We start from the raw sequence: 26,939 nt of genomic DNA, 5'->3' as shown, positions 1-26,939 counted from the left end.
TTATTCCCGTTTAGATCGCCAGTTCAATCGGCTGTTGAGCCACATGAGGATGTTCACTGCCGCTGTATACTTTCAGCTTCTTGAACATGGCACGACCCAAAGGACCTTTCGGCAGCATGCCTTTAACGGCGCTTTGAACGGTGCGCTCGGGCGCTTTTTCGATCAGCTTTTCGAAGCTGATGGATTTAAGACCACCAGGGTAGCCGGAGTGGCTGTGGTAGATCTTGTCTTTGGCCTTGTTACCGGTCACGCGAACCTTTTCTGCGTTGATTACAATGATGTAATCGCCAGTGTCCACGTGGGGCGTGTATTCAGGCTTGTGCTTGCCGCGCAGGCGGGTTGCGATCTCGGCAGCAATACGGCCGAGGGTCTTGTCCGCAGCGTCAACAATGTACCAGTCGCGTTTTACCGCCTCTGGCTTGGCACTGTAAGTCTTCATGTTATAAACACCTGTAATATGACCCCCAGAATTAGGGGCCGTCCCACAAAAGAGCGCGGATAGTACAAAAGGAGTGTATGCTTTTCAAGCGGAATTTACCCCGACTCGACAGACTTATTCGGGGCGATGGGGCCGCTCCAGATATTCGCGGGACTGCATCTCCAAAAGCCGACTCACCGTGCGCTCAAACTCAAACTTAAGATTCCGGCCGACGTACAACTCCTCAGCTGGAACCTCCGCAGAAATCACCAACTTCACGCACCGGTCGTAAAATTCATCCACCAGATTAATGAAGCGACGCGCCTGGGCATCCATACGCTCATCAAACTTGACCACCGACCCCAGAAGCACCGTATGGAACTCCCTGGCCAATTCGATATAGTCATTTTGCGATCGCGGCCCATCGCATAGATCCACAAAATCAAACCACGCAACATCATCCGCTACTTTCAAGGCTCGAATTGGGCGCCCCTCCACTTGCAGCTGAACCTCGCTACGAGCTTCGCAGCCGCTGACACTCAGCTGTGAAAAACTCTGCTCCAGACTGCTATCCGCCTCAGGTCCCAGTGGAGAATGATATAGCTCCAATATCTCCAGGGTGCGCAGCCGGTAATCGGTACCGCTATCGACATTAACCACTTTGGTGTACTTCTCCAGCAGATCGATGGCCGGAAGGAATCGTACCCTCTGCAACCCATCCTTATATAAGCCTTTGGGCACAATATTCGAGGTCGCCACTAGGGCCACCCCCCGGCGGAACAGCGCATCCAACAGACCGGCCAATATCATGGCATCGGCAATATCTGAGACGAAAAACTCATCAAAGCAGAGCACCCGAGCGCGGCGGGCAATCTTATCCGCCACCTTCTCCAGCGGATTCTTCTCCCCTGCGTACTCCTTTAGATCCTGGTGAACTCGACGCATAAAGCGATGGAAATGGGTGCGCTGTTTTTCCGCGAACGGCAGGGACTCAAAAAACGCATCCATTAGGTAGGTTTTTCCGCGGCCTACCCCACCCCAAAAGTAGAGACCCTTCTCGGGCTCATTAGCGCGACTGCGAATGCGGGACAAAAAACTGATGATCGCACCGCGCTCAGACCGGGCCACCAGGCGCCGATGAAGATCCTGCAGCTCCTCAACTGCCTGACGCTGGGATTGATCCTCAACAAAGTCCGGACGCTGAAGATCACTCTCATAACGCTCAAGAGGGGAAGAAAATAGTGGTTTGGCGGGCAACATAGAGGAAAATTTCTTCGACTACTGAATAACTGGCGCGCACTCTATCAAATTCAACCAATCTACGCATAGACCGCGGAGAGACATGGTTGGCACCCTTTACAACAGTGCAACTACCCGAAATAGCCAGCCCTCCCCGCAAACTGGAACCAGGCACTAACCATTCTGTCGCAATTGACCGACAACATTAATTGTCAGCGTAATAATCGCGTATACTGGCCTCTCTATTATGAGGGGCAATAGCCACGAACGCGGGCTACCCAAAGTGCAGAAACCGGCTGGGCCAAGATTGGCAGCCTCATCTCCCCGCGAGGCGATCTGTACAATAAAAAAGCAAGTTGAGGAGGTAGTAAGTGCACTCTACATCGGTATTAATTCTAGTCGGCGTCCTCGGTATGACCCTGGGTGCATTCCTCGCATTCCTGGCTGTGCGCGGGCGTACCAGTGTGGAGCGCTCAGAGGAGCTGGAGCAAAGGCTACGTGAGGCCAACAACAAACTCGAAGACTTCCAGTTGCAGGTCAACGATCACTTCGACCAAACTTCACAACTTGTTCACAACCTCACCGAGAGCTATAAAGAGGTTCACGAATACCTGTCTAATAGCGCGCTGCGCTTATCCAGCCAGGATATTGGCCGCCAGATGCTAAAAGCCGGCAGTGGAAAATTAAAAGACAACGATGAGAAATTGCAGGATATAGAGCCGCCTCGCGACTGGGCCCCTAAGGAACCTGGCGCCAAAGGCACACTTGCTGAGGACTACGGGCTCGAAAAAGAGGCCCATGAGAGCAGCTAATAATTAATAAGCTGTACGAGATAATGAAACGCAGCTTTCCAAGAAATAGAAAAAGGCGGGTAATCACCCGCCTTTTTTATTCGGTACTTACAGGCTCTGATAGTAATCCATCAAAATCTGCGCCACTTCAGGGCGAGAAAACTCTGGGGGCGGCGCAATACCATCACCCAACATTTCACGCACTTTAGTACCTGAAAGCAGAATAAAGTCTTCTTTCGTGTGATCAGGAACATCACGCATCATTACCACCTTATTCAACTTTTTGGAATAAGCGGTGTGGTCGGCACGGAAAATCTCAATCTCAAGAGCGCCTTCGGGCACCTTTTCATCGAAGATTGTCTGAGCATCGAAAGCGCCGTAGTAATCACCAACGCCGGCGTGATCACGACCGACAATCAGGTGGCTACAGCCACAGTTCTGGCGGAATACCGCATGCAATACCGCTTCGCGCGGGCCAGCATACAGCATATCGAAGCCGTAGCCGGTCACCATCACAGTATTCGCCGGGAAGTACAGCTCTACCATCTTGCGAATGGAAGCATCGCGCACCGGAGCGGGGATATCACCAGGCTTCAGCTGGCCAAGCAGCATATGAATCAGTACACCATCGGCCTCTACCCCGTCGAGGGCCATCTTGCACAGCTCTTCGTGCGCGCGGTGCATCGGGTTGCGAGTCTGAAAGGCTACAACCTTATTCCAGCCACGCTCCTTGAATTCATTGCGAATCTCTACCGCAGTGCGGAAAGTATCCGGGAAGTCATTCTGGAAGTAGCTAAAGTTCAGCACTTCGATCGGGCCCGATACTAGAGTTCGACCCGCAGACTTAAAGGTTGCGACACCGGGGTGTTTCTCATCCAGAGTGCCAAAGACCTGCTCAGCCATGGTGTCCATTTGCTCTTCTGAAATGGTTTCGATCGCCTCAACATCCATCACGGCGAGAACCGGATTACCCTCAACATTCGGGTCACGCAGGGCAATACGGGAGGCACCCTCAATTTCACTAGCGTCTTTAACAACATTGACAACCGGCACCGGCCAGAACAGGCCATCTACTGTGCGCAAGGTTCCAGCAACACTCATGGCATCTGCCAGGTTCATATAGCCGTGCAACGGATTGAAGTATCCTGCCCCAAGCATTACCGCATTAGCGGCAGCTGCCGAACTGACCACGATTGACGGCAGGGACTCCGCTTCGTGCATCAACTGGTGATGCCTCTCACTGTCATATACAAAGCGTGGCTGAAGTTCAACGCTACCATGGGGGCGAACTAGGGACATTTAGGTCTCCAAAAACAGTAGTTACCGGTTAGTCTTAAAATTTCGATTGGCCATTATACGCATCTATCGTAAGCGACCAATGTCATTGCCATACAGGAGTTAGATTATACCCCCCAAGTTCCACTCCCTGAGCAACTCCAGGGTCTCAAAAACCAAGCAAGCAGACCCGGACACTGGGCAATCACTATATAGTAGAGTGAGAAATACAAGCGCCCTCCAATTAGGCTCACAAACTGCCCCTCTGTCCAAGCCATTTTGTAGAGCCCCTATATGCTAATTGTTGTGCCGTGAACAACCACCCAGCCAAAAGAAACTATTTCCTCTAACAAAGTCCATGTGCAGCGATTCCGCCTGGAGACGTGTGTATAATCAGCGCAAAGAGGAGTCACGAGTGTCCCAAAACCGATTTTTACAAGATTGGATCCTACCAACCCTGGTAGGCCTTGCCATGGCTGCCCTGCTCTTGGTTATATTCCCACAACTGCGTGGTATCGCCCCTGAGGCCAATGGAAATAATACCCAAGGTCCGGTTTCCTATGCCCATGCCGTCAATGTGGCAGGCCCTGCTGTAGTCAATATCTACACCCGAATGGCCATGCCGCAGCGCCAGCACCCTTTGTTCAATGACCCCCTTTTTAGGCGCTTGTTCGACAACATGGATGTCCCGCAAAGACAGAGGATGCAATCCAATCTTGGCTCAGGTGTCATTGCCAGTGATAACGGTTATATCCTGACCAACCATCATGTGGTCGACCAGGCCGATGCCATTGTTATTCTTTTAGCTGATGGACGGGAAGCGCAAGCAAGGCTCGTCGGAAGCGATACAGATTTTGACTTGGCCGTCCTCAAAATTGACCTCGACGGCCTGACCTCCATTTCTGTTGGCGAGCCCGACAGGGCACAAGTGGGCGACGTCGTCCTAGCAATCGGCAACCCTTTTGGAGTTGGGCAAACTGTGACTCAAGGTATTATCAGTGCGAAAGGCCGCCACCTAGAAAACTCAGGTACCGGCAGCTACTTACAGAACTTTTTGCAGACAGATGCTGCGGTCAACCCTGGAAACTCTGGTGGCGCACTGGTTGACTCTCAAGGGCGCCTGCTCGGCATCAACACCTCAATTCTCAATCAATCCGGCTATTCAGGCGGAATCAGCTTCGCCATTCCCGCCAATATTGCCTTCAAAGTCATGCAAGATATTATCGCTTACGGACGGGTTGTACCCGGCTGGCTGGGCATTGAAGCTACTGGCATTAGCCCTCAAATGGCCAAGGAGTTCAATTTAAACTCTACTGGTGGCGTGTTAGTAACAGCTATTTACAACGAGGGCCCCGCGCATGTTGCAGGTCTTCAGCCAGGAGATGTCATCACGCATATTGATGGCCTCCCTATCGGCGATGGCAAACAGGGAGAGGCCACTATGGCCACTCTGCGCCCCGGAGATACCATCTCAATAACCTTTATTAGAGAAGGCGCCTCCCATACGGTTAATGCCACAGTTTCAGAAGAGCCACAGACAAAAACAGCAATAGAATAAACTCTCAAGGAGGAGCCTCCATGCGCTCAATGGTTTTTGCTCTACTTTTTACAATAACTGTAACTCCCGCAATAGCGGAAGATAAAGAAGACTTACAAAAACTGCTGATTGATTTTATCAGCAAAGCTGCCTCTGATCCCCAGGCCCACCAACGCTTTTGGGCCGAGGACCTGGTATACACCAGCTCAAACGGAAAGCGCTTTGGCAAAAGCGAAATTATGCAAGGAATGCAAACACCTCCCACTGAACCAGTGACAACAAGCTATGCCGCCGAGGAAATTGACATTCGATTGTTAGGAGATGCCGCTATTGCTGCATTTAAACTATCGGCTAATGACAGCAGTAAAGGGGAACAAAGCTATTACCTCAACACCGGCATGTTTGTTAAACGAGACGGTGAGTGGCGCGCCCTAGCCTGGCAGGCTACCCGCATACCCCCTACAGAATAAGTGCACTATGTACACACCCCGCATAGAGGAATCTGTCGGGGTGTATTACTCAGAAATCCTTGACCCGAAAACCCGCAGAGCGGGCATGAGCTTCTAACCCCTCCCCGAGCGCAAGAGTATGCGCTACGCGCCCCAAGGTATCAGCGCCTTTTTCAGAACAGTAGATCACCGAACTGCGCTTCTGGAAGTCGTAAACTCCCAGCGGTGAGGAAAAACGGGCAGTGCCACTGGTAGGAAGGACATGATTGGGGCCAGCACAGTAGTCCCCCAATGCCTCTGCCGTATAGCGCCCGAGGAAAATGGCTCCGGCATTCCGGATCCCAGGAAGGTAAGCCTCAGGATTATCTACTGAAACTTCCAGGTGCTCCGGTGCAATCTGATTAGAGATTTCTATCGCCTTCTGTATGGACTCCACTTGGATCAACGCTCCACGATCAGCAAGGGAGCGGGAGGCAATTTCAGCTCGGGGCAACTCGACCAAAAGCCTTTGCAGCGAACTCTCAACCCGATCTAGATACTCAGCATCAGGGCACAACAGAATTGACTGCGCCTGCTCATCGTGTTCAGCCTGTGACAGCAGATCCATGGCAATCCAGTCGGGATCTGTTTGCCCATCGCAAATAACCAGAATTTCAGAAGGGCCCGCAATCATGTCGATAGCAACATGACCAAAAACAGCACGCTTGGCACTGGCCACAAAGATATTCCCCGGACCAACAATTTTATCCACCGCAGGAATAGACTCAGTACCATAGGCTAGTGCCGCTACTGCCTGGGCACCACCAATCGTAAACACCCGGTCCACCCCTGCTATTGCCGCTGCCGCCAACACCAGGTCGTTCAGCGCCCCTTTCGGAGCCGGCACCACCATATTTACGGCGTCAACCCCAGCAACTTTTGCAGGAATTGCATTCATAAGCACGGAAGAAGGGTAACTCGCCTTACCTCCAGGAACATAAATGCCGACACTTTGCATTGGGGTAATCTGCTGCCCAAGCACAGTCCCATCGGCCTCCGTATAGCGCCAGGACTCCTGTCTTTGATGCTCGTGGTAACGCCTCACTCTATTAGCAGCTTCCTCCAGGGCCTCGCGCTCCTCGGTACTTATACGACCTAGAGCCGCGGTAAGCTCAGCAGCCGGCAGAGCAAAGTCTTTCGCCCTTTCCAGGTGCCGATGATCAAAGCGGTTGGTGAACTCGATAACAGCCTTATCACCATGAGCGCGAACACGCTGCAATATTTCTGCAACGATACTTTCAACCTCTTGATTTGCCACTGCCTCCCAAGCCAATAACTGCTTCAATTGGCCATCGAAATCTCTATCGACCGTATTTAGCCGACGAATTACTTTGCTCGTCATAATGCTTCGGGTATCTATTTGGTTTGTGCTACAGCCGATGCCAACTTCTCAATCAAACTATTGATTGGCGCATATTTCATCTTCATGGCTGCCTTGTTGACGATCAATCGACTGCTGATTTGCGCAATAGTCTCTCGGGCTTCAAGGCCATTGGCCTTTAGCGTATTGCCACTATCTACAATATCGACAATCTCGTCGGCCAAATTCATTAGCGGAGCAAGCTCCATAGCCCCATACAGCTTAATAATGTCAACCTGACGGCCAATCGAGGCATAGTGCTTTTTGGCACTCTGTACAAACTTGGTAGCGACCTTAATTCGGCCACTGGGCAATTGCCCCCCCTTAACACCAGCGGTCATCAGGCGGCAGCGGGCAATGCCCAAATCGAGAGGCTCGTATATACCATCAGAACTATGCTCGAGTAGGGTGTCTTTCCCCGCCACACCAATATCTGCGGCTCCATGCTGCACATAAGTGGGCACATCCACTCCCCTCAGGAGGAGGAGATGCACCCCTTCGCGATTCGTCGGAAATATCAACTTTCGACTTTTAGTTAGGTCTTCAGCAGGCTCCAACCCTGCCGCCTTAAGAAGCGGTAGGGTCTCCTGAAGAATCCGCCCTTTTGTCAGTGCGATTGTAATTTGTGCAGTCATTTCGATTTACGCCAGTCCGTCATTGGCTCTTGGGATTAACTTCGTAGCAATCAGCCGGGAACACGCCGAATATTCGCGCCCAGCTGTCGGAGCTTCTCTTCAATACACTCGTAGCCGCGGTCAATATGGTAAATACGATCCACCATAGTAGTGCCCTCTGCCACCATACCAGCAATAACCAAGCTAGCTGACGCGCGCAGATCTGAAGCCATTACTGGAGCGCCCTTAAGCTTCTCCACCCCGGTAACAATTGCCGTATTGCCTTCCAGGGTGATATCTGCTCCCATTCGATTCAGCTCATGAACCTGGATTAAGCGGTTTTCAAAGATTGTCTCAACTACAGTCCCCTTTCCTTCGGCTACAGCATTCATTGCTGTGAACTGGGACTGCATATCTGTAGGGAAGGCTGGGTAAGGCGCTGTACGGAAGCTCACCGCTTTAGGGCGATTGCCTTTCATATCCAGCTCAATCCAATCGTCGCCACAACTGATATGAGCTCCAGCCTCTTCAAACTTAACCATAACCGCATCGAGGATATCGGCACGAGTATTGAGCAGGCGCACTTTGCCCCTCGCCGCTGCAGCTGCCGCAAGGAAGGTTCCAGTTTCAATACGGTCCGGCATAACAGTGAACTTGCAGGGGGTAAGCTTAGGTACACCGTGAACACGCAGGGTGTCAGTGCCAACCCCTTCAATCTGAGCCCCCATAGCAATAAGGAACTCTGCCAAATCGACGATTTCAGGCTCGCGAGCGGCGTTGTGCAGAGTCGTAGTTCCCTCTGCCAGTGCCGCTGCCATCAACAGGTTTTCAGTGCCGCCAACTGTCACTTTCTCCATGACAATATTGGCTCCCTTAAGACGACCATTGGAGCGCGCCCGAATGAAACCACCATCGATGGTTATCTCAGCACCCATCGCCTCAAGGCCCTTCAGGTGAATATCGACTGGGCGGCTACCAATTGCACAACCACCGGGAAAGGAGACATTCGCAACTCCATGCCTAGCCAGCAGGGGCCCAAGAACCAAGATTGAGGCCCGCATCGTCTTAACCAGCTCATAGGGAGCGGTCAGGTCATTGACTGAGCGAGGGTCAATTTCAACACCCAGCTTTTCATCAATAGTGACATCACACCCCATGCACCGGAGCAGGGTAATCATGGTGGTAATGTCGTTGAGATGCGGCAAATTATCGATTTGCACGGGCCCGTCAGCCAACAAAGCAGCAGCCAAAATCGGCAAGGCTGAATTCTTAGCACCAGAAATCCGCAGAGTCCCGGAAATTGGGCTGCCGCCCTCTATTATCAACTTATCCATTCAATTTCTTTCTAGATAGCCAACACCTCAGTGGCAATGGCAAGTTAACGACTGGCTTCTTCTGGAGTCAGAGTCTGCATTTGCACGGCATGCAAGGTGCCGTCGGCGATTTTTTCACCAAGAGCGGCATAGACAAGCTGTTGCTTTTTTAAACGACTCAGACCTTCAAAGGAACTGCTCACTACAGTGACCATCAGGTGACTACCTTCAAAAGCCACTTCAACAGTACTGTCGGGAATTTGCCCTTCAATTAGGGCCTTGATTTCGTCTGGTTGCATAGGAGGGACTTGCGATTGGTTAAAAACAGCACGCAAGTGTACTTGAATCAAGCGGAGTGCGCAGCTACGCACTCCAAAGTTCGCGGATCAACTCACTTTATTTGCGGCATCGTCTGCCGCTGACCAATTAGAAATCACCTTGTCGATGTCCCCATAAGTCTGCATTGACTGCGAGAACTGACTGCGGAAAGTCTTACCCAGGTTGACCCCATTCAGAATCACATTGATCAACTTCCACTGACCTGCCCGATTGCGCACCAAGGTATACGAAACTTTTGTTATACCCTCTTTACTGCGAACTTCCTGCAGTACATTTACACGATTACCTTGAGGTGTGGTGCCGGGATTGACCACTTTTACATCCAGGTCGCCAAAATTTGCCACGCCACGAGCAAATGTCGCTACAAGATCGCGACGAAAAGCATCCGTAAAGCGAGAGCGTTGATCGGCAGTCGCCTGCTTGGCATAGCGCCCCATTACACCACGAGCGATAAAGTCAAAATCAACAACCGGGGTTAGCACCCCTTCAACAGCACTGTAGTATCTTTGCGGGTCTGAATTTGCATACTGAGCATTGGTACGAATTACCCCCAAAAGCTCATCGGAAACCCCTTTAATCATTACATATGGATTTTGGGCCGCATTGGCTACAGGCACCACTGCAGAAGCAAAAACAACACAAAGCGCAAATCTAATCCACCGCGACAAACCGTTTCGGCCAATCCAAAATGATGCGTTCACAAATTATCTCCAGTTAGCAAATCATTCCTTGGACGCATATGACAGAATTTAGTGCCATAGCAATACCACATATCAACCTTCCCGCAGCCCAACTGAGAGTGTGTCGATCATCCATTGAGTGACATAGCTGACAGCGGAGACGGCAAACTATACCATGGCCGCACCCGGTAATGTGGCGGTGTACGAGCGTGTCATTTGACACATCTAAAATGCGCACTGGCTTTTTTCGCCGCCAGTAGCCCGCTAATATAGATTAGCACGACAGCAAAAAGTCGAGTCGCCTTTAAATACTGGACTCATATGACAAAAATTATCCACGCTGTCGCATAAGTAAATATCGAAACTGTCGCATAATTAGACAGTTTTACGGCAACTTTTAAAAAGCACTAGTAAGCGATTCGAGGCAGTTGATGACACAGGATCTAATTTTGGAAGCTGGGCGCCGCACCGTCCGCATGGAAGCCGATGCCGTAGCAGCACTGGAAAACAGAATAAACGAAGAATTCCAGCAAGCTTGTAAATTGATTATGCAATGTCGTGGCCGTACAATTGTTACCGGCATGGGCAAGTCAGGGCATATTGGCCGCAAGATAGCCGCCACCCTTGCCAGCACTGGCACACCAAGCTTTTTTGTTCACCCCGGCGAGGCGAGTCACGGCGATCTCGGTATGATCACACGAGATGACGTTGTTATAGCCATATCAAACTCTGGCTCCTCCGCTGAAGTCCTCACATTACTGCCGCTATTAAAACGCTTAGGTATTCCACTTATTAGCATGGCTGGCAAAACCGACTCTCCCCTCGCTCAGGCCGCAGAAGTTAATTTAGATATTTCTGTAGAAACAGAAGCTTGCCCCCTCAACCTTGCACCTACCTCTTCAACAACTGTCACTCTCGTGATGGGAGACGCCCTTGCGGTCGCTTTACTCGAGGCTCGCGGCTTTACCGCCGAAGACTTTGCCTTCTCTCACCCCGGTGGCGCACTCGGGCGCAGGCTTTTATTGAAAACAGAAGATGTAATGCATGTCGGTAACGAACTTCCGCAAGTAACGCCGGAGACATTACTTTCAAAAGCCCTACTTGAAATGACCAGCAAAGGCTTTGGTATAACCACCGTAGTGAACGATGAGGGAGAGCTGCTAGGAGTGTTCACCGATGGAGATTTGCGCAGGGTAATCGATCAAAAGATTGAGCTAGACAAAGCAATTATGGAAGAAGTTATGAGCCGCCGCCCCAAAACGGTCTCTACCGACACACTGGCAGCCGAGGCTCTACGAATTATGGAGGACTACAAGATTACCGCTCTAGTAGTAGAAGATGAAACGCATCACCCCCTTGGCGTACTTCACATGCACGACATTCTACGTGCCGGTGTTATCTGAAAAGTAAAATGAAGCGCACGGAATAAATCGTGCAACTTCAAATGAAAGACTTGTATTGGCACACGACAGTAAGTTTATAGGAATAACCCTAGTGATCCATGAACAACTACTAAACGACTCCCTTAGAAATGTACGCTGGCTTGTATTAGACGTAGATGGCGTCCTGACAGACGGCAAGCTTTATTTTGACAATAGCGGCAACGAACTCAAAACCTTTCACACCCTGGATGGGCATGGCATTAAAATGCTGCAAAACTCTGGTGTACGTGTAGCAATCATTACCGGCCGGCGCAGTAATGTTGTAGAGCGCCGAGCGCACGACCTGGGTATCAATAAATTGATTCAGGGCCGGGAGGACAAGTTTGCCGCACTACAGGAGTTACTTTCTGAAGAGTCATGCCGCCTGGAAGATATCGCCTATGTCGGGGATGATTATCCCGATCTACTGGTAATGACCAAGGTCGGATGCCCCATCGCACCACCTAATGCAGCCCCCCCCGTACGGGAGCGAGCCCTGTGGATCACAGAGGCCCGTGGCGGCGAGGGCGCTGTACGCGAAGTCTGCGACCGCATTATGATTGCACAAGGGACCTTTGACGCGGCGCTCGCCCCCTATATCGGAGAAAAATGATGCGCTCGTGGTTGCCTCTCATACTGGTCATTCTGCTTATAAGTGCCGGGCTCTGGTTTTCCGAGAGTCCGCCAGAACAGTTCTTAGGCAAAAGGCCCACTCCTCAGCAACAAAATCGGGCTGCGGACCTTGTTATCAAAGGGGCTGAAACTCGCCATTTTGACCAGGCAGGCAACCTAGCTTATCGAGTGGATGCAGAGCAAATCACCTATTTTCAATTTAAACGTCGGGATCGAGCCAACCTTAAAGAGCCGCGCATGCTGTTCTATACGGACGACCAGCCCAAGTGGGCAACTCGGTCCAAAAGGGGTGTGGCCTTCAATCGAGGAGAACGTATCGTACTTAGTGGCGACGTTCAAATTGATGAACTCCCTGGCCCGAATGGCATCCAATTGGAGACACAGCGAATCACAATCTTCCCTGACAGGGAATTCGCCGAGACCGACAAAGTTGTTACTATTAGCTCCGGCCCCAACCGCACTGAAGGAACGGGGATGCGCGCTTACCTGAAAGAAAACCGGATGGAAATTCTATCCGACGTGAAGAGCAGCTATGACACCCAATAACCGCTATCCCTCTATGCTTAAGACCTTCACTGCGATTACGCTGGCAGCTATTACCACCGTAGCACAGGCTTTACCTGACGATAGAACCCAAAGAATCTCTGTGGGCTCGGAATCTATGTCAGCCGACCGCGCCAATAATTTAGTGGTTTATAGTGACAATGTGGTCATCACGCAGGGCTCCCTCCAAATCAGGGCAGATCGCGTGGAAGTCTACTTTACCGCAAGCGATGAAATCAGCCGAGTCATTGCTGTGGGCCGCCCCGCGCACTTCCAACAAAAGATATTGGAGAGCGAAGAGCCTGTTAAAGCCCGTGCTGAGCGCATCGAGTATGTCATCAGCTCTGAAGAACTGCAGCTCACCGGGCAAGCTTATATCGATCGCGATGGCAACACCCTAACTGCGGAGAAAATCGACTACGATCTCGCAACTGAGCAAATGAGCGCTCGCAGCCAGCCTGGCCAAGGCAGAGTTGAGATGATCTGGAAACCTGAGAGCACCGAAGCCAGCGAGCCTGCTGAAGCTAATACCGACACAGACCAGTAGTTCATCCAAATTTCAATGCCTGTAAAACAGCGCTATTTACAATGATGTAATCCGCTGCCCCTCTCGGCCGCGGTTAGATTTCAGGACTCATTATGCCAACGCTACAAGCGTTACACCTCGCCAAACAATATAAGAAAAGAAAAGTTGTCCAAGATGTATCTGTCAGCGTGTCAAGCGGACAGGTCGTTGGCTTACTTGGCCCCAACGGAGCTGGGAAAACCACCTGCTTCTATATGATCGCTGGGCTGGTGCAGGCCGATGCCGGGCAAGTCCTGATCGATAACGAAGATATTACCCGCCTATCAATGCACGGGCGCGCCCGCAAAGGGATCGGTTACCTACCTCAGGAAGCCTCTGTTTTTCGACGCCTGTCTGTACGCGACAATATTCTCGCAATCCTCGAAACCCGAAAAGGGCTCAATCGTGCAGAGCGCGAAGAGCAAGCCCAGGAGTTGCTCGAAGAGTTCAACATCACACACATTAAAAACAGCCTAGGAATGGCCCTATCCGGCGGAGAGCGGCGCAGGGTGGAGATTGCACGAGCCCTGGCTACAGACCCAAGCTTTGTCTTGCTCGATGAACCCTTTGCTGGTGTAGACCCTATTTCAGTGAACGATATCAAACACATTATTCGCCACTTGCGGGACAGGGATATCGGCGTCTTGATCACAGATCACAACGTAAGGGAAACCCTGGATATCTGTGAAACTGCTTATATCGTTAGCGAGGGACATATTATTGCCTCAGGCACGCCCGATGATGTCCTCGCTAACCAGCAAGTGCGCGAAGTCTATTTGGGACACGAGTTCACCATTTAATGGCAAATGATGACAGGCGTAACTAAATAGGTAAAATTTCGAAAAACATATCATACTTCACATAGAAATCGACCTCCTGGCAGGCAATAGTCGGCATGCTTATTGCTTGTAATAGTTTGAGGGCCAAGGTAGTCTGCGCCATCTCGGGTTAATTTTGACGAACCCTTTGTCGCACTGGCCTGCAACTTTAAATTATGAAGCAGTCTCTCCAGCTCAAGCTCGGCGCACAGCTAACCATGACCCCCCAGTTGCAGCAGGCAATACGCCTCCTGCAGCTCTCCACACTAGATTTACAGCAAGAAGTCCAGGCAGCCCTCGACAGCAACCCAATGCTGGAAGCTGAGGGTGAAGACCTGGCTCAACAAGCAACAGCCAATAACGAGAGCAACGCACAACAAGAGCCTCCAGCCGCTGTAGGAGAGGATTTAAACCACGCAGCCGCTGAGGAAAAAGAGCTTGGTGATTCCGACTGGAACCAGGATATTCCAACAGAGCTGCCCGTTGATTCTCACTGGGACGACATTTACAGCAGCTACAGTGGCCCCACCGAGGGCGACGACCCCAATTTTGAGCGCAACTCTTCCACCGACACACTTCAAGACCACTTGCGCTGGCAATTAAACCTGACAGCACTTTCCAGTCACGATAAATGGATCGGCGAGCACCTTATTGACGCCATCAACCCAAACGGTCTTCTCAATACCACCGTTGATGACGTAGCCACCTCCCTTCAGCTCGAAGAAGATGAAGTAGTTGCAGTCCTTAAAGCTGTACAACAATTCGAACCAGCTGGCTGTGGGGCCAGAAACCTCCAAGAATGCCTTCTACTCCAGCTCAAGCAGCTACCAGCGGAAACTCCGTGGCTAAACGAAGCGCAGACCATTATTGAGCGCCACTTGGAATTACTTGGAAAAAGGGATTTCAGGCAACTCACCCGACGCACACGCCTCAACGAAGCCCAGCTCGGCGAAGTGATCCGCCTTATCCAGACACTAACCCCCAACCCAGGTGAGGAGTTCAGCGGGGAACAGCCCGCTTATGTCATTCCCGACATTATTGTGTCCCGCAAGGATCACCGCTGGCTGGTCGAACTCAATCCAGAAATCACTCCCAAGATCCGGATTAATGGCCACTACGCCTCCTTGGTAAAACGGGCGGACAACTCCCGGGAAAACAATTTCATGCGGGATCACTTGCAGGAGGCCCGCTGGTTCTTGAAGAGCCTGCAGAGCCGCCACGACACCCTGCTAAAGGTCGCTACGTCCATTGTGGATAAGCAGCAAGGCTTTTTTGAGGAAGGCCCAGAGGCAATGCGACCAATGGTTCTGGCAGATATTGCTGAAACCATTGGCATGCATGAATCCACCATATCCCGAGTGACCACTCAAAAATATATGCTGACTCCACGGGGAGTTTTCGAACTCAAATATTTCTTCTCAAGCCACGTCAGTACAGATTCCGGTGAGGATGCGTCATCCACCGCCATTCGAGCCCTGATTCGCAAGCTGATTGACACAGAAGTACCTCGAAAGCCGCTATCAGATAACAAGATCACTCAGGAGCTGGACAAGCAAGGCATCAAGGTTGCGCGCCGAACGGTAGCGAAATACCGCGAATCTATGGGTATCCCCTCCTCAAGTGAGAGAAAGAGGCTCATTTAAGTTACAACCCAAACACAGCCAATTAATCTGACCCCTAACCCACCTTCAGTCATACGCTACTGGCACCTTCCGCCCCCAACCTGCAACCAAAATCCAAAATTTGAGTGTATCCTTCCATTCTGGCCCACTTCCTAGTAGGGTTGCGACCCGATAGGGGGTGAGCGCCGGCTTGTGATGCACCTTTAAGGAGAAATCCATGCAGATCAATATTAGTGGCCACCACGTCGACGTTACCTCACCTATGCGCAGCTACTGCGAAAGCAAAATGGAGAAGCTGTCCAGACATTACGACAACATCACCAACGCGCAAGTAATTTTATCCGTCGAGAAACTGATCCAAAAAGCTGAGGCGACGGTACATATAAACGGTCACGACCTCTGTGCTGGATCCGAAGACAGAGATATGTACGCGGCAATTGATGCGCTCACCGATAAGCTGGACCGCCAACTGAAAAAACACAAAGAGAAGTTGCAGAACCATCGCTGAACTATGACACTGGAAGCATTACTCTCTCCCCGCCTTAGCCTTTGCCATCTGGCGGGGAGCAGCAAAAAAAAGCTACTGCTCAATATTGCCCAGGCCATCGCCGAACAATATCCCCAACACGACTCCGATACAGTTTTTAACCAACTGATCGCCCGTGAGCGCCTTGGTTCCACCGGTATCGGCGATGGTGTTGCCATTCCCCATTGCAGGCTGCCCGGCTGTGATAGCCCCATTGGGGTTCTCTGTACCACCCAGCCCGCCATTGATTTTGACTCTGTCGACCGCCAGCCTGTCGATTTGCTATTTACTCTTCTGGTCCCCGAAGATGCTGAGCAGGAACATCTGGATACGCTAGCCGAAATCGCCGCTCTGTTTTCCAACAGCCAGGTTAGAGATAAGCTAAGGCAAGCACAAAGTAGTGATGAGCTATATGCCCTCGCTATTGATAGTACTGCAGCCGCCTAGAGGAGGTTTTGTTAGTAACTGAGTCTCAGAGCTGACATTCGCCTCATTGTTCAGGTAGTGCAACAAGCGAAATAATAAAGACTTGATCAAAGAAAAGGGCTCTCCATGCGCTTGGTGATAATTAGTGGACGCTCCGGCTCCGGAAAAAGTTCTGCACTGCAATTACTGGAAGATGTCGGCTTCAATTGTATCGACAACCTTCCCACCAGCCTGCTCCCGGAGCTGGTTAAGAGGGTCAAGGCACAACCGCCAAAAGAAAACACACCTCTGGCCCTGGGTGTCGATGCCCGCAACCTCTGGCAAGACATTAGACAGGCTCCCAGTGTTATTGAGTCCTTGCGCGAGGCAGGGGTTCAATGTGATGTTATCTATCTCGATGCCCGCGAGCCGGTTTTAGTACAGCGATTCAGTGAGACCAGACGAAAGCACCCTCTCAGCAATGATTGCACCCATTTGCTAGAAGCTCTCAATCAGGAAAAAGAGCTTCTCACCCCTATCTCAACCATCGCGGATATGGTTATTGATACCAGCACCCTGAGTTTGCACCAACTGCGCGAACTGATTAAAAATCGTGTTGTTGGTGAACAATCAAACAGCATGGCGATTCTTTTCCAGTCCTTTGGGTTCAAGTATGGGGTGCCTGTGGATTCAGACTTGATTTTTGACTTGCGCTGTCTACCCAACCCCTACTGGGAACCAGCTCTAAGAGAAAAAACCGGTAAGGATATCGAGGTCGCTGAATTCTTGCGCTCTCACCCAGAGACCGCAAAGATGGAGGCTGACATCACCAACTTTTTGGAAAACTGGCTACCCTCCTACCAGAAAAGTAATCGCAGCTACACCTGTGTCTCTATCGGCTGCACTGGGGGCCGACATCGATCAGTTTATATGGTTGAACAGCTGGTAAAGAAATTTTCTAAAGAGTTTGATAACGTCCAGATACGCCACAGGGAGCAACAAAAATAGATTTTTGTCGAGCAGCGCAATGCAGAAACACCAACTGACCATCATCAATAAACTCGGCTTGCACGCCCGCGCTGCAAGCAAGTTCGCGCAGACTTCCTCCAAGTTCTGCTCCAATATTAAAGTGCATTGCCAGGGTAAAGCCGTAGATGGAAAAAGTGTGATGGCCCTAATGTTACTAGCTGCAGGCAAAGGCACGGAGCTGGAACTGGAAATAGAGGGGACAGATGAAAGTGCCGCCCTGGAAGCTATCAGCACACTGATCTCCAATCGATTCGGCGAAGCTGAATAGAGGCCAGTATACTATTGCTACGAAAAGCTCACTCTAAACATTAAATCGCTAAGCTTTTACATCGCCTCCCAAATCCACCACTAGCAGTAAGGACTTGTTGTGCCCAGCTCTCCCCAAGCCGAAATCAAATTCCGCGCACAGAATCAGCTGGGTGAGCTGTATGCCGCGCTGGATAGCGGTACGGGACAAGAAGTCCGGCGCATGCTCAAGACCCTAACTCCCCAGAGTGTTGCGCAATTGCTGGAGAGCTCTCCACCGCGTATCCGCCAGGTACTTTGGAATTTGGTGGACAGGGAAATAGAGGGTGAGGTCCTACAGGAACTCACCGACGATGTGCGCAGCCAGATCCTCGCCACTATGGATACCGAGGAGATGGTAGAGGTGATGGAAGGCCTGGATGCCGACGACATCGCCGATATACTTCAGCAGCTGCCGGAGCGAGTTGTTGCCGAAGTGCTCTCATCGATGACGGAAACCGACCGTCTCCGGGTTGAAAGTGTTCTCGCCTATGATGAGAACACTGCTGGCGGTTTAATGGATACGGACACCATCTCTGTCCGCCCCAACCTGACTCTAGATGTGGTACTTCGCTACCTTAGGCGCCACGAACAACTACCGGAATCTACCGACAGCCTTTTTGTGATTAACCGGAGGGGCCAATATATCGGTCTCTTGCCACTATCCAAACTTCTCACCACAGACCCATCGGTGACAGTTCGCGAAGTGGTCAATACCGATGTGGAACCAATACCCGCAGATATGCCCGACACTGAAGTCGCGCGCTTGTTTGAGAAATATGATTGGATTACCGCACCGGTAGTCGATGAAGATAACCGCCTGCTGGGGCGAATCACTATTGACGATGTAGTAGATGTTATCCGAGAGGATGCAGATCACTCCCTGATGAGCCTTGCCGGCCTCGATGAGGAGGAAGACACCTTTGCCCCAGTAGGGCGCACTGCTCGGCGCCGGGCCGTTTGGCTGGGTATTAATCTGCTCACAGCTCTGCTTGCCTCCTGGGTGATCAGCTTGTTCCAAAATACCCTGGATAAGGTGGTAGCCCTAGCAGTCCTAATGCCCATCGTCGCCAGCATGGGGGGCGTGGCCGGTAGCCAAACGCTGACAGTGGTCATTCGCGGTATGGCCTTAGGCCAGATAGGACGCAGTAATTTGAGCTGGCTACTTTCCCGTGAACTGGGTTCGGCGGCACTCAATGCTCTTTTATGGGCGCTTGTGATGGGCTTGATAACCGCCATGTGGTTTGGCGATATATGGATTGCGGTCATTATCCTTGCCGCCATGATAATCAACCTATTAACCGCCGCACTCGCCGGAGCGATATTACCAGTAGCATTGCGTGCCATGAATATAGACCCGGCATTGGCCGGCGGGGTAGCGCTTACTACAGTCACCGATGTAGTAGGCTTTATGTCTTTTCTGGGCTTGGCCACTTGGTACTTTAGCTAAATCACCTCTGGACCAAGCCCCCTTATTTACCGAAAGCGAATCAAAGATGTACGAATACGACGATTACGATGACGACCTGCCGAAAAGTAAAACTCAGGTCAAAAAAGAAATGCACGAGCTGCAGGATCTCGGCAAGCAACTAACCGAGCTCTCCAAGGCCCAACTGGCTGAAGTCCCCATAGATGAGGACTTGCAGGAGGCTATTGCTACGCTACATCGGATCAAATCCAATGAAGCTCGCCGACGCCAGATGCAGTACATCGGCAAGTTGATGCGCAGTGCCGACCAAGAGGCGATAGAAACAGTGCTGAGCCGCTTTAAAGAGCGAGACCAACAACACCTGCGTTTCGATAAAATGGCTGAAGACTGGCGCAAACGACTACTGGAAGAAGGCAATAGTGCCCAGGGTGAGTTCTTTGACCAGCATCCCGGTGTCGACCATCAACAGCTGCGCCAACTGATTAGGGACTCCCATCGAGAAATCAAAAACAATAAGCCACCAACCAATCAACGAAAATTATTCCGCTATCTTCGCGACTTCTTTATCCAGGAAGCGGAATAAGGGCTCCGGGCGCTCCAGAGTTAACTGGCCGGCAGCGCCCGCAATCTAGACACCAGAAGTTATTGCGCTTTCTTATCCCCAGAAGCCGGCACAAAGTCCAGGGCGAGAGAATTTAGGCAGTAGCGTAAACCAGTGGGCTCCGGGCCATCTTTAAAAACATGCCCCAAGTGTTCCCCGCACTTTGATAACACCTCAGTCCGCTTCAAGCCCCAGCTGTAATCGTCCTTTAAGACAATATTTTGTGGGTAGGCAACATCCCAAAAGCTGGGCCAACCAGTACCCGATTCAAACTTCTGCTCAGAGCTGAAAACCGGTAAACGGCAACCCGCAGTGACATAAACCCCTTTCTCTTTGTTATTCAGAAGCTTGCCACTAAAAGCGGGCTCGGTACCTTTTTTCCAGAGAACCTTATAGCGATCCTCTGGCAGGATCTGCTTCCATACAGACTTAGGGATCTGATCGAGATCAGTCCCCTCTGCAATATGCTTTTCAGCTTGAGCCACCGTCATATTCTGGTCGCGCTGGTGGTCATCTGCCTCAGAACACGCCGAAAGGGTGACGGCTGTAAAAAGAAGGAGGGGCAATAATGAATGCAACGCCATCTAGAGTGCTCCTTTTACAGGGGATCATCACTAAGATTAGATGGCTATTGCACGCTGCCTCTGGATATTAAAACTCAAGCTGTAGGTGGGGACTTCTCTTCAGAACCGACCCCAACCTGTGTCTTGTTCCCCTCGTGGTCCAGAACCGCGCCCTCACGTTTGGCGCCATCCCCATCAAACAATTTCTCAAATCGCATTTGCGGGTCTGACCAACCGCCACTAATTCGGTAACTGACACTGGCGACCTTTTTAACCTGCTTTTTAAATGCCTTACTGATCAGGTAGACACCCGCAGCTGCAGGCAAACCACCGGCTAGGGCTGCAACCAAAGCCAGGTTGTTCCCAACTGGCAAAGTAGCCACCAACGTTAAATCCAGATCTTCGCGGACTAAATTAACCCGCCCCGCCATCTGTAGTTCACTGGTGGGTCCCTCTACCTGGATGGGTACAGCGATTAAAAGCTGACCATCGCCTTCAAAGACTACTTCGCCACGCACCCTATCAAAAGCCATACCACTCTTGTAAAGGTCAGTGAAATCAAGACGCAAACGTCGCGCCCAGGTATCAAAATTAAACAGTGACAATAGACGCAACACGGTAGAGCCTGTCGCACCGGTTGATCGCAGGAATCGGCCATCGCGAATATCAACCTTAAGCTCTCCGGAGAGAAGGCTTCCTTTCACCTGAGTCGGGGCCCCCTCCCACTTCAAAGCAGTTTCAAAGATCGCTGACTTACTCTCAATCAACGGCTCATGGCCCATCTTGCGCTGGATATCTGCAAGATCATCAGCCACCAATCGGCCGATAAATTGTGATGATTGCTGCCCCTCGGCATCCCTCATCCACACCAATTCTGCACCTAGCTCGCCATTGTGCTTGCCCTGTCCCTCAATGCGGAACCCTCTCACCGTGCCGTGGATATCACTCACCACCAAACGATCTGCAGCTGTCCTCAACTTAAATGACCAAGGCCCCAAGGCCTCTTCACCTATTTGAAGGTTATCAGTACTAAAATCGATTTGTGGCAAACTAGTAAAATCAAACTGCGCCAAAGGATCCGCTACTACCTCCTCCGCAAAGGGGTCTAAGGGAAAAGCTTCATCACTGACTTCCGCCGGTTTCTCTGGCTGAGGCAGACGCAAATGAGCCAGTTTGAGGCGTAACGGTGTACTGCCATCCAGTAAGCCGGTTAGATTTCCTGCAATCATTTCACTGTCAAGTTTGAGCTTCCAATCTGTCCCCACTCCCTCACCGATAACATGAATATGCTCAATTTCTGCAGAGCCCAACTGGAGCTTGTCTGTACTGAGATCCAGGCGTATCGGAAGTGGCTCACTGGCACTACCCGCAGCCTCTCCTGGATTTTCTGCATTACTTGCAACAGAACTGGCAGCGCTTGGCTTCGCTGGTTCAGGCAACTGGTAAACATCCAGCAGAGACTGCCAGCGAGGCAAGTCAACAGTGGAAATATCTCCAGTGACCGTCAACTCCCGTTTGGAGGGCAAATTTGCCTCAGCATTCAAGGCGATTGCAGCCCGATCTAACTCTCCATCAATCAGCCAGAATTGCCCCTGTAAATGTTCTCCATAGTCCAAGTGGAACAAGCTGCCCTGCTCTCCAATCGGCACTCGCAATACAAAATTGGTTTCTGTTTCCGCCGTCTTGCCAAGTGGGTCAGGTAGGTTTACAGCCACACCGGCCAGGTTGGAAGTGAGTTCAAATACTGCGGCGTAGGGGGTTTCCGCTGATTTTGCAGGAATGGTCACCAGGGCTTGATAATCCATTTCTCCTTCCAGCCACTGCAGTTCTGGCCGCGAACTCCAAGCGTGTACCGACTCAACCAATGCATTGCCGTCGATAACCACCTGGGTATCCCGCGCATCCCCCTCGCCAATATGTTGGATACGAGCAGTCAGCGGGCGGCCCCACAATTTGCCATTCAGCTGGGTCCCTTCAAGGCCTGTCGCACTATCGTATTTCACCAAACCATTCAACGCAGTCGCATCGAGGCGGAGCCCTTTCAGTTGAAGGTCACCGTGCTTCAGGTTGACTTCAACCTGTTGCTCGGGAACTACGGATGACTGTCCCAAGGGTAAAGTTAAGGATACAGCGCCATCCAAACTCCCAGTCAGGCTCCAATCATCAAAGGCACTTCCAAGGTGATCCCTGAGTGGTGATTCACGCAATAGTCGCAAACCATCGGCAGCCGGTCCAACCACCTCAGTTTGTACATCAAGGCGTGAGCCTCCACTCTTCTGAGGGGTTACCGCAACCAGAATATTTCCAGCATCCATATTCCAGAGCTTGGCTTTATCGGCATTGACCCGCACAATTTCATCATCGAGCAACAAACGGCCGTCCACATTCCTGACCTCAGGCCACTCACTGGCGTAGTCCAGGCTCGCATTTGAAAAATCGAGTGCCAACTGAATCGTTCTGCGCTTCTGGTGAGTCGCGAATGCTTTAAGGGTTTCTTCTTTACCCTCTTTGCTATAACTGCTGCCTCGATAGATAAAGGCCGCACTCTCAACGCGCCCTTGATTGTTCTTACCCAGGCCAGTTTTCAACCAGCTGCGCAAATCATCGCTTACCACAAATGGCACCAGCTCTTCCTGGGTAATAACCCCCGCATCTTTTATCGATAGGGAAAGCACCAGATCCACAGGTCGTGTTTGGGCGTGGAAGGGTAGTGACAGCATAAACTGACCACCGACCTGACCAAGTTCACTGCCAAGCATCAGCGGGCCCGACAATACGTTGACTTCGTTCAACGCCTTATCGACATCCCAGGCAATGGTGCCGCTGGCTTGATCGAATCCGAAAGCACTCTTATACAGACTGGGAAAGTGCGCCCCGAGGGGGGTACCGTCGAGTTCAACCCGGCCACTGGCGCCCTCAACCTGAAGATATCCACTCAACTGAGTAATTGCCGGGGCCCCTCGAAACGCCTCGACCGCAATATCTTCCAAGTTTGCGCTGATCTCTAACTGCCGGTCCGCGCCAGCTCGCAGACGCAGGCTGCGCAACCGACCTTGAGGTTTTAGTGCACGCAACCATTCATCTGCAGCCCCCTCAAGTAACGACAAGCGATTTAAGATACTGCTCCAACCAGCGAGATCGACCAGATCGGCCATCAGGGCTATACCCTCTTGGTCACTGTTAACCTGCAGGTTCAGCGACGGCATTTTCAAGCCCTGCCAATCGATTTCAATATCCTGCAGCGCTAATCGCCAGTGCTCTCCCGGCAACCAACGGCCCGACAAGTTGCCAGAAAAAGCGCGCAACGGAGCCAGTGTATGCTCTTCTATATCTTCTCCTGCCCTTTGCATATCGGTCAGGCTTTCTACTTGGGCCAAGTCCACCTGGCCCACTATGCGATACCCACTTACGGCATCACTATGCAACCACAAGCGGCCGTCTGCCCACTTCTTCCCCTGCCAGTGAAACCGGTCGGGTAACGGGGTGAGTTCGTGAAGCAAGCTGACAATGTCTTCATCCAGTAGCAACTCATTAAGCTGCATATAGCCGCGCAGTGAGAAGTGCTCTTTATCTTTGGGATTGCCCCGCCCCTCTAACACAACCCGTAGGGTCTCTTCATCAACCTGGCTACTCTCCCCTTCACGGGAAATAAAAGCCCGTGCAGTCAGTCGGTGAAAATCCCCGCTATTTTCCAGCTGGATTTCAGGCAAATTGATTTCTGCCAGCTGCTCATCGGGAAGGCGCACAGTGATCGCTGCATCACTGATTTGAATTTTGGGGCTCAACTGGAATAGGCGGGCCGGATCTGCCGCTTCGGGATTGGGTGCAGTGCTGCCTTCAAGCTTAAGCGGGGCATCGGGAAACCCCTGTAGATACCAGAGGCCATTTTCATCGCGGTTGAGCCCGGCCGAAAACTGATTCATTTGCAGGTCTTTCCAGACCAATTCCCGGTTCCAGAGACTGGAAAGTAGATCCAGCTGGAACAGGCCGTGCCCCATTTTCAGCTCACCGTGTTCCCCCAGACGCAGTCCATCCAGCTGCAATGCAACTTCAAGGGCCTCCCAACGCAGGGAAATACGATCCATCTGTACAGGAACGCCTAGCTGCTCACTAAGCCAATGACTAATCTGGGGACGATAGTTCTCTACCTGCGGGGACAGCAGTCGGCCTGTTTGCACGATGATTGCCAGTGCAATCACCAAACTTACCGACATTAACCAGAACTTTCTTGCAATCCAGCGTATTACAACCATCGCTATACCCTCACCACCAAACAGGCATGGACCGAGCGCTGACAATAAGCTCTCTTAGCTTGCTGGCGAGTGAATAATGGATTACACAAGAACAATGTCATATTGCTCCTGGTTGTAAATGGGCTCTACCTGGAACTGAATCGGCCGACCAATAAATTCTTCAAGATCGGCGACATTAGCCGACTCTTCATCCAGTAAAAGATCTATTACCACCTGACTGGCCAGTACCATAATTTTTTCACTATCGTAAGAGCGCGCCTCTCGAATAATCTCGCGGAAAATCTCGAAGCAAACTGTCTCCGCACTCTTTAAGGTGCCCCTACCACTGCAAACAGAGCAAGGCTCACATAAAATCTGCCCCAGTGACTCACGGGTGCGTTTGCGAGTCATTTCCACCAACCCCAGTTCGGAGACCCCGGTGATACTGGACTTGGCATGATCGCGCTCCAGGGTCTTTTCCAGGGTGCGCAAGACTTGTCGCTGGTGCTCGGGGTCTTTCATATCGATAAAATCAATAATGATAATCCCACCCAGATTCCTCAAACGCAGCTGGCGGGCAATCGCTGTAGCGGCCTCCAGGTTGGTCTTGAAGATAGTCTCTTCAAGATTTCGATGCCCAACAAAAGCACCCGTATTGACATCAATTGTACTCATCGCCTCTGTCTGCTCTACGATCAAGTAGCCGCCAGACTTCAAGGTGACTTTGTTGTGTAGTGCCCTTCTTATTTCTTCTTCAACACCGTATAAGTCAAACAGTGGGCGCTCACCGGGATAGTGTTCCAGGCGACCGGCAATTTCCGGCGCATATTTACCGGCAAATTCTGCCGCACGGCCGTGGGCCTCTCGGGAGTCTATACGAATCTTTTCGGTATAAGGGCGCGCAAGGTCACGCAATGCACGCATAAATAGTGGAAGGTCCTCATAGATAACCGAAGGCACTGGACGCTCCTTAATGCGCTCATCCAGCTCCCCCCATAATTTGTACAGAAAGGGGATATCTCTCAGCAGCTCTTCCTCACTCACCCCCTCGGCAACGGTACGCAAAATAAAGCCCCCATCGGCCGACAAACCATCTTCCGCGAGGCGTAGAGAAGCTGCTTCAACCAACTGGCGCAATCGCTCGCGTTCGTTCTCGTCTTCAATTCGATTAGAGATACCGATATGGCGCGTCTGCGGCATATACACCAGGTAACGTGCAGAAACCGACAGATGGGTAGTCAGCCGGGCACCTTTACTGCTGATAGGGTCCTTCACTACTTGCACGATCAGTGACTGCCCCTCTCTGACTAGCGCGCGGATATCCGCCACCTCGGCATCCCGCGCCTCCATGCCTTCTTCGTCGAGAGGTGCAATATCCGAGGCATGGATAAAGCCCGCACGCTCGAGGCCTATGTCGACAAAAGCGGCCTGCATTCCGGGCAGTACGCGAATCACCTTTCCCTTATAGATATTTCCTACAATCCCTCGCCGCGCACTCCGCTCCAGGTAGACCTCCTGGAGCACACCATTTTCTACCAGCGCAACCCGGGTTTCAGTCGGCGCAACATTAATTAACAGCTCTTCGCTCAAGATTGGCCCTCCTGCCAATAGGGAATGCCCGCATGATCCAGCATGGGGACTACAGCTTCCAATGGGAGCCCTACAACATTGCTGTAACTGCCACTAAAAGCTTCTACCAAGGCGGCACCAAAACCCTGAATACCGTAACCGCCAGCTTTATCGACAGGCTCTCCAGTACTCCAGTAATCCGCTATTTGAACTTTGGACAAGTGGCGGAACCTGACTCGAGTTTCCACTACTCGGCTAAACTGTCGATCCTGTGAACGCAAGCACACTGCAGTGAAAACAGAGTGCTCTACTCCCGATAGCGCCAGCATCATGGACTCAAAGTCAGCAAAATCTTGGGGTTTTTCCAGCAGCCTCTCACCTGCAATAACCACCGTATCCGCTCCCAAAGACCAGAGTCCCTGCGGGCTGTCAGCGGCTTGAAACCCGGCGACAGCCTTGTCGTGGGCCAAGCGTTCTATGTACTCAAGAGGGCTTTCAGCAGGTTGGCGTTGTTCTACAACAGCGGGGGACAATTGGGAGAAAGGCACCCCAATCTGGGCCAACAGTTCGGCGCGGCGCGGCGAACCAGAGGCCAAAAGAAGTCGATTTTCTGAAGCGCTTGTTGTCACTCTATTACATATTCC

The 26,939-nt window shown here is 51.5% G+C and carries 27 protein-coding genes; 15 read left to right on the top strand and 12 right to left on the bottom strand.

Translation table 11 applies throughout. The features are described from left to right. Positions 1-10: 10 nt before the first annotated feature. The gene (gene rplM / locus ACJJIS_RS04290; protein ID WP_108734214.1) at positions 11-439 is read right to left on the bottom strand and encodes a 50S ribosomal protein L13; all 429 of its coding nucleotides are present in this window, start codon (positions 437-439) and stop codon (positions 11-13) included. A 114-nt stretch (positions 440-553) separates the two neighbouring features. Beyond that, the gene (gene zapE / locus ACJJIS_RS04285) at positions 554-1,678 is read right to left on the bottom strand and encodes a cell division protein ZapE (protein WP_413663031.1); all 1,125 of its coding nucleotides are present in this window, start codon (positions 1,676-1,678) and stop codon (positions 554-556) included. 350 nt (positions 1,679-2,028) lie between these two features. Here zapE and ACJJIS_RS04280 point away from each other — a divergent pair, with 350 nt between their 5' ends. Next, positions 2,029-2,469 (top strand): Z-ring associated ZapG family protein, encoded by a 441-nt coding sequence (locus ACJJIS_RS04280; RefSeq protein WP_157954137.1) that lies wholly within the window; start codon positions 2,029-2,031, stop codon positions 2,467-2,469. A gap of 87 nt (positions 2,470-2,556) precedes the next feature. On the opposite strand, the gene sat is transcribed toward ACJJIS_RS04280, so the two are convergent. Next, positions 2,557-3,747 carry a sulfate adenylyltransferase gene (gene sat, locus ACJJIS_RS04275; protein ID WP_475709553.1) on the bottom strand — a complete coding sequence of 397 codons (1,191 nt, stop codon included), beginning with the start codon at positions 3,745-3,747 and terminating at the stop codon, positions 2,557-2,559. 391 nt (positions 3,748-4,138) lie between these two features. On the opposite strand from sat, the gene ACJJIS_RS04270 reads away from it, so the two are divergent. Then, positions 4,139-5,281 carry a S1C family serine protease gene (locus ACJJIS_RS04270; protein WP_444958459.1) on the top strand — a complete coding sequence of 381 codons (1,143 nt, stop codon included), beginning with the start codon at positions 4,139-4,141 and terminating at the stop codon, positions 5,279-5,281. Positions 5,282-5,301: 20 nt separating this feature from the next. Beyond that, positions 5,302-5,730: a nuclear transport factor 2 family protein gene (locus tag ACJJIS_RS04265; protein WP_475709552.1), complete on the top strand. Its 429-nt coding sequence runs from the start codon at positions 5,302-5,304 to the stop codon at positions 5,728-5,730. Between the two features lie 49 nt (positions 5,731-5,779). Here the strand turns inward: ACJJIS_RS04265 and hisD are convergent, their stop codons facing one another. The 5 genes from hisD to ACJJIS_RS04240 form a co-directional block, all read right to left on the bottom strand. Then, complete coding sequence (gene hisD, locus ACJJIS_RS04260; protein ID WP_475709551.1) at positions 5,780-7,090, bottom strand: histidinol dehydrogenase; 1,311 nt, start codon at positions 7,088-7,090, stop codon at positions 5,780-5,782. Between the two features lie 14 nt (positions 7,091-7,104). Continuing rightward, positions 7,105-7,743 carry an ATP phosphoribosyltransferase gene (gene hisG / locus ACJJIS_RS04255; protein WP_413663036.1) on the bottom strand — a complete coding sequence of 213 codons (639 nt, stop codon included), beginning with the start codon at positions 7,741-7,743 and terminating at the stop codon, positions 7,105-7,107. A gap of 50 nt (positions 7,744-7,793) precedes the next feature. Continuing rightward, the gene (murA, locus tag ACJJIS_RS04250) at positions 7,794-9,056 is read right to left on the bottom strand and encodes a UDP-N-acetylglucosamine 1-carboxyvinyltransferase (protein WP_444896352.1); all 1,263 of its coding nucleotides are present in this window, start codon (positions 9,054-9,056) and stop codon (positions 7,794-7,796) included. 44 nt (positions 9,057-9,100) lie between these two features. Further along, positions 9,101-9,334, bottom strand: coding sequence for a BolA family protein (locus ACJJIS_RS04245; protein WP_444896351.1), 234 nt, complete (start codon positions 9,332-9,334; stop codon positions 9,101-9,103). Positions 9,335-9,421: 87 nt separating this feature from the next. Next, positions 9,422-10,075 (bottom strand): MlaC/ttg2D family ABC transporter substrate-binding protein, encoded by a 654-nt coding sequence (locus ACJJIS_RS04240; protein ID WP_444907490.1) that lies wholly within the window; start codon positions 10,073-10,075, stop codon positions 9,422-9,424. A gap of 410 nt (positions 10,076-10,485) precedes the next feature. On the opposite strand from ACJJIS_RS04240, the gene ACJJIS_RS04235 reads away from it, so the two are divergent. From ACJJIS_RS04235 to yjgA, 12 genes are all read left to right on the top strand, one after another. Then, positions 10,486-11,457 (top strand): KpsF/GutQ family sugar-phosphate isomerase, encoded by a 972-nt coding sequence (locus tag ACJJIS_RS04235; protein WP_444907489.1) that lies wholly within the window; start codon positions 10,486-10,488, stop codon positions 11,455-11,457. 91 nt (positions 11,458-11,548) lie between these two features. Next, positions 11,549-12,088: a KdsC family phosphatase gene (locus ACJJIS_RS04230; RefSeq protein ID WP_444907488.1), complete on the top strand. Its 540-nt coding sequence runs from the start codon at positions 11,549-11,551 to the stop codon at positions 12,086-12,088. Beyond that, the gene (gene lptC / locus ACJJIS_RS04225; RefSeq protein ID WP_444907487.1) at positions 12,085-12,654 is read left to right on the top strand and encodes an LPS export ABC transporter periplasmic protein LptC; all 570 of its coding nucleotides are present in this window, start codon (positions 12,085-12,087) and stop codon (positions 12,652-12,654) included. Before ACJJIS_RS04230 ends, lptC begins: the two co-directional genes overlap by 4 nt. Beyond that, entirely contained in the window at positions 12,641-13,198 is a 558-nt protein-coding gene (gene lptA / locus ACJJIS_RS04220; protein ID WP_444907486.1) for a lipopolysaccharide transport periplasmic protein LptA, read from the top strand. The genes lptC and lptA overlap by 14 nt, the downstream gene beginning before the upstream one ends. A 92-nt stretch (positions 13,199-13,290) precedes the next feature. After that, positions 13,291-14,016 (top strand): LPS export ABC transporter ATP-binding protein, encoded by a 726-nt coding sequence (lptB, locus tag ACJJIS_RS04215; protein ID WP_475709550.1) that lies wholly within the window; start codon positions 13,291-13,293, stop codon positions 14,014-14,016. A gap of 194 nt (positions 14,017-14,210) precedes the next feature. Next, positions 14,211-15,677 carry an RNA polymerase factor sigma-54 gene (locus ACJJIS_RS04210; protein ID WP_475709549.1) on the top strand — a complete coding sequence of 489 codons (1,467 nt, stop codon included), beginning with the start codon at positions 14,211-14,213 and terminating at the stop codon, positions 15,675-15,677. Positions 15,678-15,873: 196 nt separating this feature from the next. Continuing rightward, positions 15,874-16,164: a ribosome hibernation-promoting factor, HPF/YfiA family gene (hpf, locus tag ACJJIS_RS04205; protein WP_108734230.1), complete on the top strand. Its 291-nt coding sequence runs from the start codon at positions 15,874-15,876 to the stop codon at positions 16,162-16,164. A 3-nt stretch (positions 16,165-16,167) separates the two neighbouring features. Beyond that, complete coding sequence (ptsN, locus tag ACJJIS_RS04200) at positions 16,168-16,629, top strand: PTS IIA-like nitrogen regulatory protein PtsN (RefSeq protein WP_444896344.1); 462 nt, start codon at positions 16,168-16,170, stop codon at positions 16,627-16,629. A 105-nt stretch (positions 16,630-16,734) separates the two neighbouring features. Beyond that, the gene (gene rapZ, locus ACJJIS_RS04195) at positions 16,735-17,595 is read left to right on the top strand and encodes an RNase adapter RapZ (RefSeq protein WP_444918012.1); all 861 of its coding nucleotides are present in this window, start codon (positions 16,735-16,737) and stop codon (positions 17,593-17,595) included. A gap of 19 nt (positions 17,596-17,614) precedes the next feature. After that, positions 17,615-17,884, top strand: coding sequence for an HPr family phosphocarrier protein (locus ACJJIS_RS04190; RefSeq protein WP_444918013.1), 270 nt, complete (start codon positions 17,615-17,617; stop codon positions 17,882-17,884). A gap of 99 nt (positions 17,885-17,983) precedes the next feature. Continuing rightward, positions 17,984-19,351, top strand: coding sequence for a magnesium transporter (gene mgtE, locus ACJJIS_RS04185; protein ID WP_413663049.1), 1,368 nt, complete (start codon positions 17,984-17,986; stop codon positions 19,349-19,351). A 46-nt stretch (positions 19,352-19,397) separates the two neighbouring features. Continuing rightward, positions 19,398-19,913: a ribosome biogenesis factor YjgA gene (gene yjgA, locus ACJJIS_RS04180; protein ID WP_444896341.1), complete on the top strand. Its 516-nt coding sequence runs from the start codon at positions 19,398-19,400 to the stop codon at positions 19,911-19,913. Positions 19,914-19,972: 59 nt separating this feature from the next. Here the strand turns inward: yjgA and msrB are convergent, their stop codons facing one another. The 4 genes from msrB to ACJJIS_RS04160 form a co-directional block, all read right to left on the bottom strand. Beyond that, entirely contained in the window at positions 19,973-20,515 is a 543-nt protein-coding gene (gene msrB / locus ACJJIS_RS04175; RefSeq protein ID WP_413663051.1) for a peptide-methionine (R)-S-oxide reductase MsrB, read from the bottom strand. A gap of 74 nt (positions 20,516-20,589) precedes the next feature. Then, a complete protein-coding gene (locus ACJJIS_RS04170) occupies positions 20,590-24,792 on the bottom strand; it encodes a YhdP family protein (protein ID WP_475709548.1) in 4,203 nt (1,400 codons plus the stop codon). 36 nt (positions 24,793-24,828) lie between these two features. Beyond that, positions 24,829-26,316, bottom strand: a complete 1,488-nt coding sequence (gene rng, locus ACJJIS_RS04165; protein ID WP_413663053.1) for a ribonuclease G — start codon at positions 26,314-26,316, stop codon at positions 24,829-24,831. After that, positions 26,313-26,924, bottom strand: a complete 612-nt coding sequence (locus ACJJIS_RS04160) for a Maf family protein (protein ID WP_475709547.1) — start codon at positions 26,922-26,924, stop codon at positions 26,313-26,315. Before ACJJIS_RS04160 ends, rng begins: the two co-directional genes overlap by 4 nt. Between the last annotated feature and the right edge of the window lie 15 nt (positions 26,925-26,939).

The sequence above is a fragment of the Microbulbifer maximicatervae (SeqCode) genome, from assembly GCF_056231245.1.
This window is presented reverse-complemented; position numbering and strand designations above follow the sequence as displayed.